This window comes from Rhizobium ecuadorense, assembly GCF_001187535.1.
Lineage (GTDB): Bacteria > Pseudomonadota > Alphaproteobacteria > Rhizobiales > Rhizobiaceae > Rhizobium > Rhizobium ecuadorense.
Window position 1 is genome coordinate 1 of sequence record NZ_LFIO01000045.1, and the last position, 14,631, is coordinate 14,631.

The window sequence follows — 14,631 nt, forward strand, 5'->3', positions numbered from 1 at the left end:
CCCGGATCTTCACGTTGTAGTCGACGACGCGCTTGACGGGCACGAGAATCTTCATTTGCAAAACCCCTTTATGTCTAGACTGCCGGCCATCAATGCGGCCGTTCGGCAAGCAGCGCCCAGAAGGCGAAGAGCGGTGTGTCCACCGACCTCATGGCATGTTTGATCCCGGGGATATTGTAGAACGATCCGCCGATACCAGGCGAAAACCAGTCCCCCTCCCCTTGCTGAAATTCTCCCTCGGAAAGCACGAGATAAACTTCCTCCGGCGGGTGGTCGTGATCGGGATAGCGCACGTGCGGCGCCAGCAATGTCACACCGAGCCACAGGTCGCTCCGCTCCTCCAATCCTCCCGGGCCGATGATCATGGCATTGGCATGTCCATCGACGAAATTGTCGCCGGCCGTGTGGTCATACTTGGTGCGCCGACGCCATTCAAGCATCGGCTCGATGCCTTTGAACGCCGCGATCAATCGCGCCAGCGAAGGATCATAGGAGGGATCGACCGCAAGCGCCACATCAAGCTGAGCGCAGACGGGCAACCGGCTTCCCTTCCCCGCACGCATGATCCCCGGCTGCTCCAGCGCCGCAAAAAACTGACCGATCGAGCGCCGGGACTCCTGAGCTTTCGCGAACTGATCGAAAGCCAGAGATGCGGCATCCACGAAAAGCCGGAGGCTTTCTTCACGTAAACTCATATCATCCCCCGAAAGGAGCGGCCGACGCGCGGCCGCTCCTGCAATCATATATCCTTGGCGATGCGCAGGCCGTCATAAATGGCGGCATGCGTATTGCGCGCAGCGACAGCATCGCCGATCCGGAACAGCTGGAACTTGCCTTCAGGATTGCGCATGACGGACTGCGGCTCTCCCTGGAGAAGCTGGTCGTGCGACATCTCGCCGAGATTGCTCGAGCTGGGCTTCAGCTCGAAATAGAGCTCGTCGAGCGGGATGGTCCCGTGATTGACGACGATCTGGTCGAAGCTGCTCTGCTTGGCAATCCCGCCGTAATCGCTGCCGACATGGGCGACGAGCTGGTTGCCGCTCTTCTCGACGGCCTCCAGACGATAGGTGACGGTGAAGGTCACGTCATGCTTCTGAAGCGCGCGCATATAGGGCACCAGGTTCATGGCCATGACCTCCGGCGCGAAGGAGCGGTCCGGCGTCATGATCTCGACCTTGGCGCCTGCCTTGGCGACGAACTCCGCCGCCTGAAGACCGGCATGGTCGCCGGCATCGTCGAAGATCAGCACGTTGGTTCCAGGCTTCACGTCGCCGGAGATGATGTCCCAGGAGGAGACCACCAGCTCGTTGCCGCGCGAGAGAACCTCGGTATGCGGCAGGCCGCCGGTCGCGATAATGACGACATCGGGGTTCTCGGCTTCGATCGTGTCGGCTTCTGCCCAGGTGTTGAAGTGGAAGGTGACGTCGTATTTCTGGCACTGGCTCATGCGCCAGTCGATGATGCTGATCATCTCCCTGCGGCGCTCGCTTTGGGCGGTGAGCCGGATCTGGCCGCCGGCATTGTTCGCCGCTTCGAAGACGACGACCTGGTGGCCGCGCTCTCCGGCGACGCGCGCCGCCTCCAGACCGGCCGGACCGGCGCCGACGATGACGACCTTTTTCCTGGTGTCGGCCTTTGCCACGATATGCGGCATGGTCAGTTCGCGGCCGGTGGCAGCATTGTGGATGCAGTAGGCGGCCCCGCCCTGATAGATGCGATCGAGACAGTAATTGGCGCCGACGCAGGGACGGATATCCTCTTCCCGCTTTTCGATGATCTTGCGGACGATGTGCGGATCGGTCATGTGGGCGCGGGTCATGCCGATCATGTCGACCTTGCCGGCCGCGATCGCGTGGCGGGCGGTGGCGACGTCGGGGATCTTCGCCGCATGGAAGGTCGGGAAGTCGGTCGCGGCGCGGATCTCGCCGGCGAAGTCGAGATGCGGTGAATTCGCCATGCCCTGGATCGGGATCACGTCGGTCAGACCCGCGTCGGTATCGATGTGGCCGCGGATCACGTTCAGGTAATCGATGAGGCCGCTTTCCTTCAGGCGCTTGGAGATTTCGATGCCTTCGGCCTTGCCGGTGCCGCCGGGAAGACATTCGTCGGCGGTATAGCGCAGACCGAGAATGAAATCGTCGCCCACCCGCTTCCGGATCGCCTTGAACACGTCGAAACAGAAGCGCAGACGATTGTCGAGCGAGCCGCCATAGGGGCCATCGAGCTCGTTGGTGAGCGGAGACACGAACTGGTCGATCAGGTGACCATAGGCCTCGAGTTCGACACCGTCCATGCCGCCCGCCTTCATGCGTTCGGCCGCATCGGCGAAGTCCTTGATGATGCGCTCGATATCCCAATCTTCCATCTTCTTCGGGAAGGCGCGGTGCGAAGCTTCGCGATGATGGGATGGGGCAACGACCGGCAGCCAGTCTCCCTTGTCCCAGCGGGTGCGCCGGCCGAGATGGGTCAGCTGGATCATGATCGCCGCACCCTCTTCATGCACGGCATCGGTCATTTCCCTGATCCAGGGCACGATCTCGTCCTTATAGGCAAGCAGATTGTTGAAAACCGGCGGGCTGTCCTTGGAGACGGCAGCCGAGCCCGCCGTCATCGTCAAAGCCACCCCACCCTTTGCCCGCTCCACCGTATAGGCGCGATATTTTCCCTTCGGCATGCCGTCTTCCGGATAGGCCGGCTCGTGAGACGTCACGATGATACGGTTGCGCAACTTCAAATGCTTGAGCTGATAGGGCTGCAGAAGGGGATCATTCGACATGGGCCGTGGTTCCGGATTAAAACATCGAGGGAAACGCTAAGCGCAATGTACATATGTGTCAACGACGAAAACAGTTAAGTCGCTATTTTCGACACTGATGTACATTTTTCTTGTGCGCGGCTTCATAATTTGATAGGAGATAAGGCATGGATCAGGCTTTAAACGACACTGGCTGGCGCGGGTCGCAGGAAGGGTGGCTTGAGGCAGCCTACCACTCCCTGCTGGAATCCGGCGTGGATTCGGTGAAGATTCTGCCGCTGGCGAAGAAGCTCAATCTCTCGCGCACGAGCTTCTACTGGTTCTTCAAGGATCGGGAGGAGCTATTGAGCGCGCTCGTCGCGCTGTGGCGCGACAAAAACACCGGCAACATCGTCAAGCGGGCCGAAGCCTATGCGGAATCGCTGGCCGAGGCGATGCTCAACGTGTTCGATTGCTGGCTCGACAACGATCTGTTCGACGCGAAGTTCGAGTTTGCCGTGCGCAGCTGGGCGCTGCAATCCGACGAGCTTCTCGCAGAAGTCCAGCAGGCCGATCAGATCCGGCTTGAGGCGCTCAAACGCATGTTCATGCGGTTCGGGTTACCAGAAACGACATCGGATGTCAGAGCGCGCACAACGTACCTTGTTCAGATCGGATATATTTCCATGCAATCAAGGGAGGAACTCGCCGTCCGCATGAAACGGATTCCGGAATATATCGCGATCTACACGGGCGTCGTGCCGCAGCAGAGGGAGCTCGACCGCTTCTTCTCCCGGCATCGCTACAGGCCCGGCTAGAGGAGGCCCGGATGAGCGTTTCCTTGAGGATCGGTATCATTGGCGGCGGCGGCTGGCTGGGCGGAGCAATCGCCGGCTCGATTGTCGATGCCGGCCTGGTCGAGCCTCGGAATCTCTCGCTCTCCTATCGCAGCCTGCAGCCGGATCGCTTCGCGAACTCCTTCTGGACCTCCGACAATCAGGTGCTTGCCGACCGCTCGGACGTGATCCTTCTCTCCGTCCGGCCCGATGACTGGCGCACCCTTGATGTCGATGCTGGCGGCAAGCTCGTCATTTCGGTCATGGCGGGCATCAGTCTTGCCGCCCTTTCACAACGCCACAAGACCGGCCGTGTCGTCCGCGCCCTGCCGAATGCCGGCGCCGAAGTGGCCAGGTCCTATACGCCCTGGATTGCTGCGGGCGACATTCCGGAAGGCGACCGCGCCGTCGTCCGCGCCATTTTCGAGGCATGCGGATCGCAGGACGAGGTCGCAAGCGAAAGCGACATCGATTACCTCACCGGCCTTTCCGGGTCCGGACCGGCCTTCCCGGCGCTGCTTGCGGCCGCCATGATGCGTGACGCCATCGCCCGCGGCCTGCCGGCCGCGATTGCGCGCCGCGCCGTCAATACGGTGATATCGGGCGCCGGCCGGCTTTTGGAGCGCCGTGACGAGAGCCCTGAGGAGGTCGTTCAAACCTTTCTCGACTATCGCGGCACGACGGCGGCGGCCATCGACAGCATGCGGGCGGCGGGGTTCGACGCTTCGGTCGCCAAGGGATTATCGGCAGCATTTCAGAAATCGGTGAGTATGGGAAAGGTTTCCTGACGACCGTTGGGGCGGGTACTGCGGCACCCCGCTCGGCAAGACAAGCCGCTAAACAGAGGGAACGAGAAATGAAAAAATTACTTGCAACGACGTGTTTGACGTTCGGCCTGATCGGCGGCGCGTCATTCGCCAGCGCTGCCGAATGCGGCAGCGTGACCATCGCCAGCATGAACTGGCAGAGCGCCGAAGTTCTCTCCAACCTGGACAAGTTCATCCTGAACGAAGGCTACGGCTGCAGCGCTGACATCACCGTCGGCGACACCGTCCCGACGATCACCTCCATGGCCGAAAAGGGCCAGCCGGATATCGCGCCCGAAGCCTGGATCGATCTTCTGCCCGACGTCGTCAAGAAGGGCACGGAAGAAGGCCGCATCGTCCAGGTCGGCTCGCCGCTGCCGGACGGCGGCGTGCAGGGCTGGTGGATTCCGAAATATCTCGCCGACGCCCATCCCGATATCAAAACGATCGGCGACGTGCTGAAGCATCCGGAACTCTTCCCCGATCCCGAAGATCCGAAGAAGGGCGCCATCGTCAACGGCCCGCAGGGCTGGGGCGGTACGGTCGTCACCTCGCAGCTCTACAAGGCCTTTGAAGCCGAGAAGGCGGGCTTCACCCTCGTCGACACCGGTTCCGCCGCCGGCCTCGACGGTTCGATCGCCAAGGCCTACGAACGCAAGGAAGGCTGGGCCGGATATTACTGGGCGCCGACCGCGCTGCTCGGCAAGTATCAGATGGTCAAGCTCGAAGCCGGCGTGCCGGAGGATTCAGCCGAATGGAAGCGCTGCATCACCGTTGCCGACTGCCCCGATCCCAAGCCCGCTTCGTGGCCGGTCGATCACGTCGTCACCCTGGTTGCCAAGCCTTTCTCGGAAAAGGTCGGGCCTGAGGTCATGGACTACCTGGCGAAGCGCTCCTGGAGCAACGACACGGTCAACAAGCTGATGTCGTGGATGACCGACAACCAGGCGACCGGCGAAGACGGCGCCAAGCACTTCCTGAAAGAAAACAAGGACATCTGGTCCAAGTGGGTTTCGCCTGAGGCAGCCACGAAGATCGAAGCTGCCCTTTAATACTGACTATCGCGGTGCGCCAAAAGCGCACCGCTTCTCGCTCGCCGATAAAAACAAAAAGACTGCCGCGGCTCTTTGAAGAAAAGGGGAACCGAATGGAATGGTTTTATAAGTTTCCACATATGGACGACGACGCGCTTCGCAATCTGAAGAAGGCGATCGATGACGGCTTTCGCGGGTTCACCCGCGCCTACGGCGACGGCATCGAAACACTGTTCGTGCCGCTGCAGCATTTCCTCATCGCCGCCGAGCGTTTCATGACCCAGACGCCATGGCCGATCATCACCCTGATCGTCCTTGCCATCGCCTGGTTTGCCAGCCGCAGCCTGAAGATCGTCTTCGGCTGTCTGGTGACGCTGATGCTGATCGGCTATTTCGACATGTGGGACGATACGATGCGGACGGTCTCGATGATCTTCGTCTGCACGATTCTGTCCATCGCCATCGGCATTCCGATGGGTATCCTGATGGCCCGCTCCGATCGGCTGCAGCGCGTCATCAACCCGATCCTCGACGTCATGCAGACGATGCCGAGCTTCGTCTACCTCATCCCCGTCGTCATGCTGCTCGGCATCGGCAAGGTGCCCGGCCTGATCGCCGTCGTCATCTACGCCATCCCGCCGATGATCCGCCTGACCGATCTCGGCATCCGGCTCGTCGATAAGGACGTGCTTGAAGCAGCCGACGCCTTCGGCACCTCGCGATCGCAGAAGCTGTTCAAGGTGCAGCTGCCGCTGGCGCTGCCGACCATCATGGCCGGCATCAACCAGACGATCATGATGGCGCTGGCCATGGTGGTCATCGCCTCGATGATCGGCGTCCAGGGCCTCGGCCAGCCGGTGCTCAAAGCTATCGCCAACCAGTATTTCACGCTGGGTATCTTCAATGGTCTTGCCATCGTCGGCATCGCCATCATCTTCGACCGAGTCAGCCAGGCTTATGGCAAAAGGCTCCAGAAGCATCGGGAGACCGTCCATGGCTGAGCAGCGTTTCGGCGGCATCAAGATCCGCCACCTCTACAAGATCTTCGGCCCCAATCCCGCCGCCCATGTCGAGGCGGTTCAGAAGGGACTGTCGAAGACCGAGCTCAACGAAAAGCACGGTCACGTGCTCGGTCTCCGGGATATCAATGTCGAGATCCCTTCCGGCCGCATCCAGGTCGTCATGGGCCTGTCGGGTTCGGGCAAATCGACGCTGATCCGCCACATTAACCGGCTGATCGATCCGACCGCCGGCGAAGTGCTGGTCGACGGCGTCGATGTCGTGAAGATGAACGAGGCAGAGTTGCGGGCGTTTCGCCGGCACCAGACGGCGATGGTGTTTCAGAAGTTCGCGCTGCTGCCGCACCGCAACGTGCTCGACAACACCATCTTCGGCCTCGAAGTGCAGGGCATGGAGCGGTCGAAAGCCGTCGACGTCGCCATGCGCTGGCTGGAGCGGGTCGGGCTCAAAGGCTTCGAACAGCGTTATCCCAACCAGCTTTCCGGCGGCATGCAGCAGCGTGTCGGCCTGGCCAGAGCTCTCTCCAACGATGCCCCGGTCCTTCTCATGGACGAAGCCTATTCGGCGCTCGATCCCTTGATCCGCACGGACATGCAGACGGTGCTTCTCGACATCCAGAAGGAGATCAAGAAAACCATCGTCTTCATCACCCACGATCTCGACGAAGCGCTGCGGCTCGGCGACCAGATCGCCATCCTGCGCGACGGCGAAGTCATCCAGCAGGGCACCAGCCAGGACATCGTCCTGCGCCCGGCCGACGAGTACATCGCCAACTTCGTCAAGGAGGTCAATCGCGGCCGGGTCATCCATGTCGAAGCCGTCATGACGCCGCTGCACGCCGGTGCGGCGCCGGTCGGACTGGCGATTGCCGCAGGAACGACCGTCGAAGAGGCCGTCCGAATGCTGTCATCGGCGCCTGAGGGCGATGCCAGGGTGGTCTCGCCTGCCGGAGAAACCTTGGGGCTCGTCACCTTCCGCCAGCTCGCAAGTGCGATGGTGAACTCGCAGGAGACAGCCCCCCAGCGCGACAGCGCCCTGTCGGTCGCCCTCTGAAGCTCCTAGAGCGTGATGTCGAAAAGTGTAAGCGGTTTTCTCCTGACATCATGCTCTAACCTTTTGATTTAGAACAGAATTCAATTTTAGGCCGACCGGGCCTAAAATCATTCTGTTCTAATGCGGCCGTCTTCCATTTCGCTGGACATCGAACACGTCGCCATCTCGGGAACTGGGAAGCCGGCCGCCGCCGAGCGGTGAAGATACTTGATGTCAAATGGCGTCTTGTGGCCTGCCCGATCACAATATCGGCTGACCGGGGAATTGCGCTCGTAGCGTATCGATGTCATAGAGATCGGCGACTGCGCGGCCGGCGCCGGGCGCCCTATGCGTTCTATGAGGGTGGGCGGGTCGAGCAGTGACGCCGGAGCAATCCCGCTGCGTTAAGCAAGCTTTTCCTGCTTGCCAAACGAGACATTCAAGTCTCTATCCACTTTGCGCAAGCTGCGGCGCGACCATGCCTCCAGCCAGCGCCTTCCTATACATTTTGCGCAAACCCAGTCCAGACTGCGTCGCGAAAACCTCCTCGGCCGACTTTATCGGGGGCCGGCAATTGCTCGATGGCCACGGAGCAATAAGATGATTCTCGACCAAGGCCATGATGGTTTGCGGTCCTCAAGCCAAGCCCGTTCATCCATCACCCCCAAAAGGATGGAAGGGACCGTACATACGCACCCCATCCCGTGCGTATGCCTGCATGCCTGTCTGCCTGCCGAAGGCTATAAGCGGTCCACTATGAACCTTCGGCAGGCGACTGCGCTGATCCCGGGCCGTGATATTCTCCATAGCGTCAGATGATGATGCGTATCTCGGCAAGATCGCCGCGTTGAGCCCTTCGTGGCATCACGGATACACCCCATAAAATTGCCCCTCTGCGTAATCGTTTTATCACCGATAACCGGTGGCGCGAACGCTTGCCTATTGTTCCGAGTTCTGCCAGTTCCTGCCCTCAGGCTGCGAAAACCGGTCGGATGGGGACTGTCGACAATGCATTCAATGGGTCGGTTTTTTTGACGCCTGCCACGCCCGAATTCGGCCTGTGTCGGCTTGCGCAAAGCGCTGATCCTGCTGTCGATACCACGCGGAGATCGACCTGCTCCGCGGCTGCCTGCTGCACTCCAGGCCTCGATCGGCTAGGATATAGCCAGGGCTCGCCCATCAAACCCGCCCGTCAGCACTGAGAAGCGGGGGACGATGATCATGGCTATCGGCAGGGCCGAAAGAGGTACGCACATCAAACCGTCAGCCCGGACCGCGCATCGCCACGGGAGCGAGCAGTTGAGAGCAGGTCAACGCCGCCACACGGAACAGGGGGAACAGCATGTCCGAAACTAGCCCTTCGCCATTTTCGTTCCGGTTTCGCGGTTCATCCTTCGACAACATGGTCGAAACGCTCGGGGGCGCCTTCGGCGCATTCGATGCCGAGCCTGTCGGCCGCGCCCAGGAGTTCCATTGGGGGCTGGATTTTTCTGCCAGTGACAGCGCCGTCCTGCTTACCGGCTATCACGAAGCGGAGTTTCAGTTCAACATCGAGCCGACCGTCGATACGGCGGAATATCTGTCGGTTGTCGTGCCGCGAAGCGGCGGCATGGGGGTGACCTATGGATCCCGCGTCGCCGAGGCGGGGCGAGGAAAATTGCTTCTCTATAATAATTTCGAACCAGACAGCGTCATCATGCACGGCCAGTCGAATGTCATCGACGAATTGCTGATCAACTGGTCGGTGATCCTCCAGACGATCGGCCAGACGTTCGAAATACCGTTCAGCGGCTCGCTCGATCTGCTGCCGGAACTGGATCTGTCGACGCCGGTCGGCCGAACGATCGGCAACCTGACGGAGACGATCGCCATCGGCATGCGCGACGACGGCCCCTTGCTGCAGTCGCCAATCGCCATGGCGCACATGACCCAGGCACTGGCCGATCTTGTCGTGCGCATGGTGCCGAACCGGCTGTCGCATTTCCTCGACAAGGGGCCCGCCCTCATCGCTCCCCGGCATGTCCGCAAGGCGATCGATTTCATGCAGGCCAATATCGATCAGCCGATCACCATGCCGAAGGTGGCCGAAGCCGCCGGCGTCTCCAGCCGTGCACTCGAAACCGGCTTCCGGGCCTTCAGGGGCACCTCCCCCGCCGCCTATCTGCTGACGCTTCGCTTGCGCTCGGCGCGGCAGGACCTTCTCGATCCCGAGAGCAAGGCGACCATGAAAGGCATCTGTCTCAAATGGGGATTCTTTCATTTCGGAAGGTTTTCAGCGGTCTACAAATCGACCTATGGGGAATATCCTTCCGACACCAGGAAGCGCGTCTGCCGTATATAGCGGCGGTTACCGCGAAGAAGATGGCGGCAATATGTAGTGCAGTCTCATCGTCTTCTGATCCCGCTTGACGATTTCAAGCATGCCTTGGCGCTCCGCCAGCGCGTTAAGTTCCCGCAGCACGAGGGAATGTGCGATCCCGAGCTTGCGCGCAAAAGAGCGGCTGTCACGCGCAATGTCGAGTTTGGCGGCAACGAGGAGACCTGCCTGTATGGCTGTCAGGCTGATGTCCCCCTCCCGCGTCGCAGCGACGAGGGCGAGAAACCGATCGACTTCGGACGGCTCTTCGCTCACGCGGCGTTTCGCCCGCGGAAGGACACCATGATCGATTTCGAGGTGGGCGTATCGCTTTCCTTGCCAGCGCTGGCGAGCGGCACCAGCACGTTCAGCTCCGGATAATAACCGGCGATGCTGCCCCTCGGAATGTCATAGGGCACCAGACGGAAATCCTCAGCGACGCGCTCGATGCCGTCATCATGCTCGCCGACCACGTCGATGCGCTCGCCGGCCTCGGCATTCATCGCCTTCAGATCGTCGGGATGAATGAAAATGACCTGCCGCTCTCCGTAGACACCGCGATATCGGTCGTCGAGACCATAGACTGTCGTATTGTATTGATCGTGCGACCGGAATGTCTGCAGGGCGAAGCGACCTCCCTCGCCCTTTCTTGCGCGTTGATGCACCGTCTCGTCGGGAAGCGCCTCGGACGAGAATGAGGCCTTGCCCGTTGGCGTTTGCCATTCCCGATGCCTTGCCGCATTGCGCAGATGGAAGCCTCGCGGTTTGCGCAGGCGCGCATTATAGTTTTCGAAGTCCGGAATGGTCGCCTCGATATGATCGCGGATGAGATCGTAGTCATCGGCGAGCTCCGCCCAATCGACCACCGTCGAACCGACCGTCGCTTCCGCAATGCCGGCAATGATGGCGACTTCCGAGAGAATATGCGGCGAGGCCGGACGATTGATGCCCGCGGAGCCATGCACCATGCTCATCGAATCCTCAACGCTGACGAGCTGGGAATTGCCGGCTTCGTTCAGATCCATCTCGGTGCGCCCGAGGCAGGGCAGGATAAAGGCCGCTTCGCCCGGCATGAGATGCGAATGGTTGGGTTTGGTTGCGATGTGCACCGTCAGTTTCAGCTGCCGAAGCGCCATTTCCACAAGGGCGCTGTCGGGCGTGGCGCGGGCGAAATTGCCGCCGAGCCCGATAAAGGCCTCGGCCGAGCCGTCGAGCATCGCGCCGATCGCGGCCAGAACATTGTGGCCATGTTCGCGAGGAACGGCGAAGCGGAAGTGTTTTTCCAGTGCATCGAGGAAATCGTCCTCCGGCTTTTCGTTGATGCCGACGGTGCGGTCGCCCTGCACGTTGGAATGGCCGCGCACCGGGCAGAGGCCGGCGCCTGGTTTGCCGATATTGCCGCGCAGGAACATGAAGTTGGCGATCTCGCGGATCGTCGCGACCGAATGCAGATGCTGGGTGACGCCCATCGCCCAGGTGCAGATGACACGTTCGGCGGTGATGTAGACATCGGCCGCCCGTTCGATCTCCTGCCGGCTCAGTCCCGACTGGTCCTCGATCTCAGCCCAGCCTGTGGCCTCGACCGCCGCCCGATACGCTTGAAAATCCGCGCAATGTTCGGTGAGAAATGCATGGTCGAGAACGGCGGGCAGACCGGCGGCGACCGCTCTGTCTTCTGCAGCCAGCACGGCCTTGGCCATGCCCCGCACCGCGGCCATGTCGCCGCCGAGCTGCGGCTGCAGATAAAGGCTGGCGATATCGGTCGAACCGCCGCGCAGCATTTCCATCTTGTCCTGCGGATCGGAGAAGCGCTCCAGTCCGCGCTCGCGGATCGGATTGAAGACGACGACGCGCGCGCCGCGGATCGCCGCCCGGCGCAGGTCGCCGAGCATTCTCGGATGGTTGGTGCCCGGGTTTTGCCCGATCACGAAGATCGCGTCGGCCTCTTCGAAATCCTCCAGAAGCACGGTGCCCTTGCCGACGCCGATGGCCTGGCGCATGGCGATGCCGCTTGCTTCATGGCACATGTTTGAGCAGTCGGGAAAATTATTGGTGCCGTAGACGCGCACGAACAGTTGGTAGAGAAAAGCGGCTTCGTTGCTGGCCCGGCCCGAGGTGTAGAATTCCGCCCGGTTGGGGGTATCGAGGCGCGTCAGGATGCTGCCGATCTCGGCAAAGGCATCCTCCCACGCAACCGGCAGATAGCGATCGCTCGCCGCGTCGTAGCGCATCGGATGTGTCAGGCGGCCGTTGAGTTCGAGTTCATAGTCCGTCAGCCGGCGAAGCTCAGACACCGTCTTCTCCGCGAAGAACGCGGGCGTTGCCCGCTTCTCCGTCGCCTCCCAGGCGACCGCCTTCACGCCGTTCTCGCAGAACTCGAATGACGATCCGTGTTCCGGATCGCCCCAGGCGCAGCCGGGGCAATCGAAGCCATCCGGCTGGTTCGCCTTCAGCATGGTGCGCGCGCCCGAGATGGGCATGCCGCTTTGCAGCAATTGCTTGCCGCAGCTCTTCAAAGCACCCCAACCGCCGGCCGCCGCCGATTTCTTGCCAATGAATTTTGTGTCCATGCGCCCTTATTGTCGAAGCGCGGAAAACATCAAGGCCACAGGCGCGATGGTTTGATAGAAAAAACCTATCAAAGAAGGATCTCGATTTAACCGGCTTCCTTGATGGTGGGCCGGTCCCCGTTTGGCGAATGGGCCAGAATGCGATTGCGGCCCTGTGTCTTGGCGTCGTAGAGCGCCGCGTCGGCCTCGGTCAGGAGGCGGTTCGGGTTGGTCCGCAGGACGGCGCCGGTGGCACAGGATACGCCGATGCTCGCCGTCACTCGGGCAAATTCGCTACCGGAATGCGCGATATTCTCCTGGGCCAGGCGCCGGGCGAATTGCTCGGCGACGATCATCGCCCCTTTGGCGCTGGTGTCGGGGAGGAACACCACGAATTCCTCGCCGCCGTAGCGCGCGACGATATCCGCCGGTCGGCTGACGGATTGGCGCAGACATTTGCTGACGACCCGCAGGCATTGGTCTCCGGCGGGATGACCATAGGTATCGTTATAGGCCTTGAAGCGGTCGATATCGACCATCAGCAGGCTGAACGGCGTGTTTTTCCGGGCGCTGCCCGCGGTCTCGCGGGTGAAAGCTTCGTCGAAAGCGCGGCGGTTGACCATGCCGGTGAGGCCATCGGTCTCGGCAAGGTTTTTCAGCTGCTCCGCCGACAATCTGAGCGCGATTTCGGCCTGCTTCGTCGCCGTGATGTCGGAGACGACGGCCATTGCCGTGCCGTCCTCCGCAAGCCTTGTCCGGATGCTGCGCCAGTCGCCGTTATGGAGCTGAACCTCTTCGTCCTTGTTGCTGTGCAGGGAAGCCGCGGCGGCCTTGATCCAACCTTCAATATCCCCTTCGGGGATACCGGGCCGCTCGCCGGTTTCGACGACGCGGCGCAGGATGTCGCTGATATGGGCGCCGACCACGCGGGCATCGCCGGAGAGCGGGAACGCATGGCGATACTGATCGTTGCAAAAGAGGATAAAGCCGTTGCTGTCATACATGGCGATGCCATCGGACATGCCGGCCATCGCATGCGAGAGCAGGTTCTTGCTTTCGCGCAACTCTCGCTCCAGGGCAGTACGCTCCGTAACATCGCGCGTTACACCGGCAAGGCCGATCACCCGCCCCTGCTTGTCCCGCAGCGGAACCTTGGAGGCGAGCAGGAATCTGCCTTCGATATATTCGGTGGAATCGATCAGCGGCACCCCGGTGTCTATGACCTGCTGCTCGAGATAATATAATTCCTCGGCGAGCGGCCGCGACATCAGATTGAAATCCGACAATCCGGTCATCTCCGCCGTCGTCCTGAAACGGAAGAGGCGGGTCATGTTTTCATTGACGGTGATGAACCGGCTGTTTCGGTCCTTTACATAGAGATAGTCGGGCGACTGCGAAAACGCGGTCACCAATATGCTTCGTTCCAGCTCCCATTGCTGTGTTTTCAGGAGGACGAGCCCGCCCAGAACGGTCGCCAGGCAATTCAATGCGGTCAGGGGAAACCCGACGCCGGCGAGCACATGGGCATTCACCAAGGTGGGAAGCATCGCCATCGACAGGACCAATGCAACGCCGAGGGCGAGGCTTAGCAGCGCAACGTCCATGAGCCCCGGCGATCTCTTGCGAGTCCAGCCATGACCGGCCAGACCGATGCCGGTGGCGACGGCCATGGTGATGATCCCGTCGACCATCGCCGCGCCGCCGACGAAAAAACGAAAGGCGATCGCCAGCAATGCGGCAAAGGCGGCCGCGATCGGCCCACCGAACATGCCGGCCAATGCAAGCGGCGCAAAACGCATGTCGATATAGATGCCGGGATGGAATTCAATGGCCAGCAATATGGAGCCGATGGAGGCAGCGCCGGCTATGATTCCGAAGGCGATTTTTTCCTGCCGGAAGGAATGGTGCTGAAACTGAATCGAAAAAAGCGCCCACAGCGAAATTGCCAGACACACGAAAGAAAGGTTGCCACCGAATTGCGTCCAATTGCCATTCACCGCGCTGGATCCACCTTCCAAGACATGTAACGAACTCATCATAGGCGAAACTGGTTTGAGCTTGGTTAAACCGATCTCATGGGGCGGCATGGAATATCGACCAGGCCAGCCTGACACGCCTGTTATAAGGCATGCTTAACAACCGCCCCCTCTTCGTCTGGACATGTCTTGGGATGGCGCAATAATGCGTTATTCGGATAAGACTGCGCAATGGGACTATTATCGCGCGATTAAAAGCCGCTGAGATGCCGATAGTTGCAGCGCGTT

General features: G+C 60.9%; 11 protein-coding genes. 6 read left to right on the forward strand and 5 right to left on the reverse strand.

The window, feature by feature from the left end:
• Positions 1-89: 89 nt before the first annotated feature.
• Positions 90-695 (reverse strand): dimethylsulfoniopropionate lyase, encoded by a 606-nt coding sequence (locus AF337_RS02220; RefSeq protein WP_049730899.1) that lies wholly within the window; start codon positions 693-695, stop codon positions 90-92.
• A 44-nt stretch (positions 696-739) separates the two neighbouring features.
• On the reverse strand, positions 740-2,776 hold the full coding sequence (locus AF337_RS02225) for an NADH:flavin oxidoreductase (protein WP_049730866.1): 2,037 nt from the start codon (positions 2,774-2,776) through the stop codon (positions 740-742).
• A gap of 146 nt (positions 2,777-2,922) precedes the next feature.
• On the opposite strand from AF337_RS02225, the gene AF337_RS02230 reads away from it, so the two are divergent.
• From AF337_RS02230 to AF337_RS02255, 6 genes are all read left to right on the forward strand, one after another.
• The gene (locus AF337_RS02230; RefSeq protein WP_049730867.1) at positions 2,923-3,552 is read left to right on the forward strand and encodes a TetR/AcrR family transcriptional regulator; all 630 of its coding nucleotides are present in this window, start codon (positions 2,923-2,925) and stop codon (positions 3,550-3,552) included.
• 11 nt (positions 3,553-3,563) lie between these two features.
• Entirely contained in the window at positions 3,564-4,358 is a 795-nt protein-coding gene (locus AF337_RS02235) for a pyrroline-5-carboxylate reductase family protein (RefSeq protein WP_049730868.1), read from the forward strand.
• 68 nt (positions 4,359-4,426) lie between these two features.
• Positions 4,427-5,428, forward strand: a complete 1,002-nt coding sequence (locus AF337_RS02240; RefSeq protein ID WP_049730869.1) for an ABC transporter substrate-binding protein — start codon at positions 4,427-4,429, stop codon at positions 5,426-5,428.
• Between the two features lie 95 nt (positions 5,429-5,523).
• Positions 5,524-6,411, forward strand: coding sequence for an ABC transporter permease (locus AF337_RS02245; protein WP_003592380.1), 888 nt, complete (start codon positions 5,524-5,526; stop codon positions 6,409-6,411).
• On the forward strand, positions 6,404-7,483 hold the full coding sequence (locus tag AF337_RS02250) for a quaternary amine ABC transporter ATP-binding protein (RefSeq protein ID WP_049730870.1): 1,080 nt from the start codon (positions 6,404-6,406) through the stop codon (positions 7,481-7,483). The genes AF337_RS02245 and AF337_RS02250 overlap by 8 nt, the downstream gene beginning before the upstream one ends.
• 1,321 nt (positions 7,484-8,804) lie before the next feature.
• Positions 8,805-9,803 (forward strand): AraC family transcriptional regulator, encoded by a 999-nt coding sequence (locus AF337_RS02255; RefSeq protein ID WP_049730871.1) that lies wholly within the window; start codon positions 8,805-8,807, stop codon positions 9,801-9,803.
• Between the two features lie 6 nt (positions 9,804-9,809).
• On the opposite strand, the gene AF337_RS02260 is transcribed toward AF337_RS02255, so the two are convergent.
• From AF337_RS02260 to AF337_RS02270, 3 genes are all read right to left on the reverse strand, one after another.
• Complete coding sequence (locus AF337_RS02260; RefSeq protein WP_049730872.1) at positions 9,810-10,094, reverse strand: hypothetical protein; 285 nt, start codon at positions 10,092-10,094, stop codon at positions 9,810-9,812.
• On the reverse strand, positions 10,091-12,388 hold the full coding sequence (locus AF337_RS02265; protein WP_049730873.1) for an FdhF/YdeP family oxidoreductase: 2,298 nt from the start codon (positions 12,386-12,388) through the stop codon (positions 10,091-10,093). The genes AF337_RS02260 and AF337_RS02265 overlap by 4 nt, the downstream gene beginning before the upstream one ends.
• Positions 12,389-12,474: 86 nt before the next feature.
• Positions 12,475-14,406, reverse strand: coding sequence for a diguanylate cyclase (locus AF337_RS02270; RefSeq protein WP_049730874.1), 1,932 nt, complete (start codon positions 14,404-14,406; stop codon positions 12,475-12,477).
• Positions 14,407-14,631 lie beyond the last annotated feature (225 nt).

What these genes read in the sequence shown, in the direction of transcription:
- AF337_RS02220 (WP_049730899.1), bottom strand. Translation starts at nt 695, where the DNA reads ATGAGTTTACGTGAAGAAAGCCTCCGGCTTTTCGTGGATGCCGCATCT.
- AF337_RS02225 (WP_049730866.1), bottom strand. Translation starts at nt 2,776, where the DNA reads ATGTCGAATGATCCCCTTCTGCAGCCCTATCAGCTCAAGCATTTGAAG.
- AF337_RS02270 (WP_049730874.1), bottom strand. Translation starts at nt 14,406, where the DNA reads ATGATGAGTTCGTTACATGTCTTGGAAGGTGGATCCAGCGCGGTGAAT.
- AF337_RS02250 (WP_049730870.1), top strand. Translation starts at nt 6,404, where the DNA reads ATGGCTGAGCAGCGTTTCGGCGGCATCAAGATCCGCCACCTCTACAAG.
- AF337_RS02255 (WP_049730871.1), top strand. Translation starts at nt 8,805, where the DNA reads ATGTCCGAAACTAGCCCTTCGCCATTTTCGTTCCGGTTTCGCGGTTCA.
- AF337_RS02235 (WP_049730868.1), top strand. Translation starts at nt 3,564, where the DNA reads ATGAGCGTTTCCTTGAGGATCGGTATCATTGGCGGCGGCGGCTGGCTG.
- AF337_RS02245 (WP_003592380.1), top strand. Translation starts at nt 5,524, where the DNA reads ATGGAATGGTTTTATAAGTTTCCACATATGGACGACGACGCGCTTCGC.
- AF337_RS02230 (WP_049730867.1), top strand. Translation starts at nt 2,923, where the DNA reads ATGGATCAGGCTTTAAACGACACTGGCTGGCGCGGGTCGCAGGAAGGG.
- AF337_RS02240 (WP_049730869.1), top strand. Translation starts at nt 4,427, where the DNA reads ATGAAAAAATTACTTGCAACGACGTGTTTGACGTTCGGCCTGATCGGC.
- AF337_RS02265 (WP_049730873.1), bottom strand. Translation starts at nt 12,388, where the DNA reads ATGGACACAAAATTCATTGGCAAGAAATCGGCGGCGGCCGGCGGTTGG.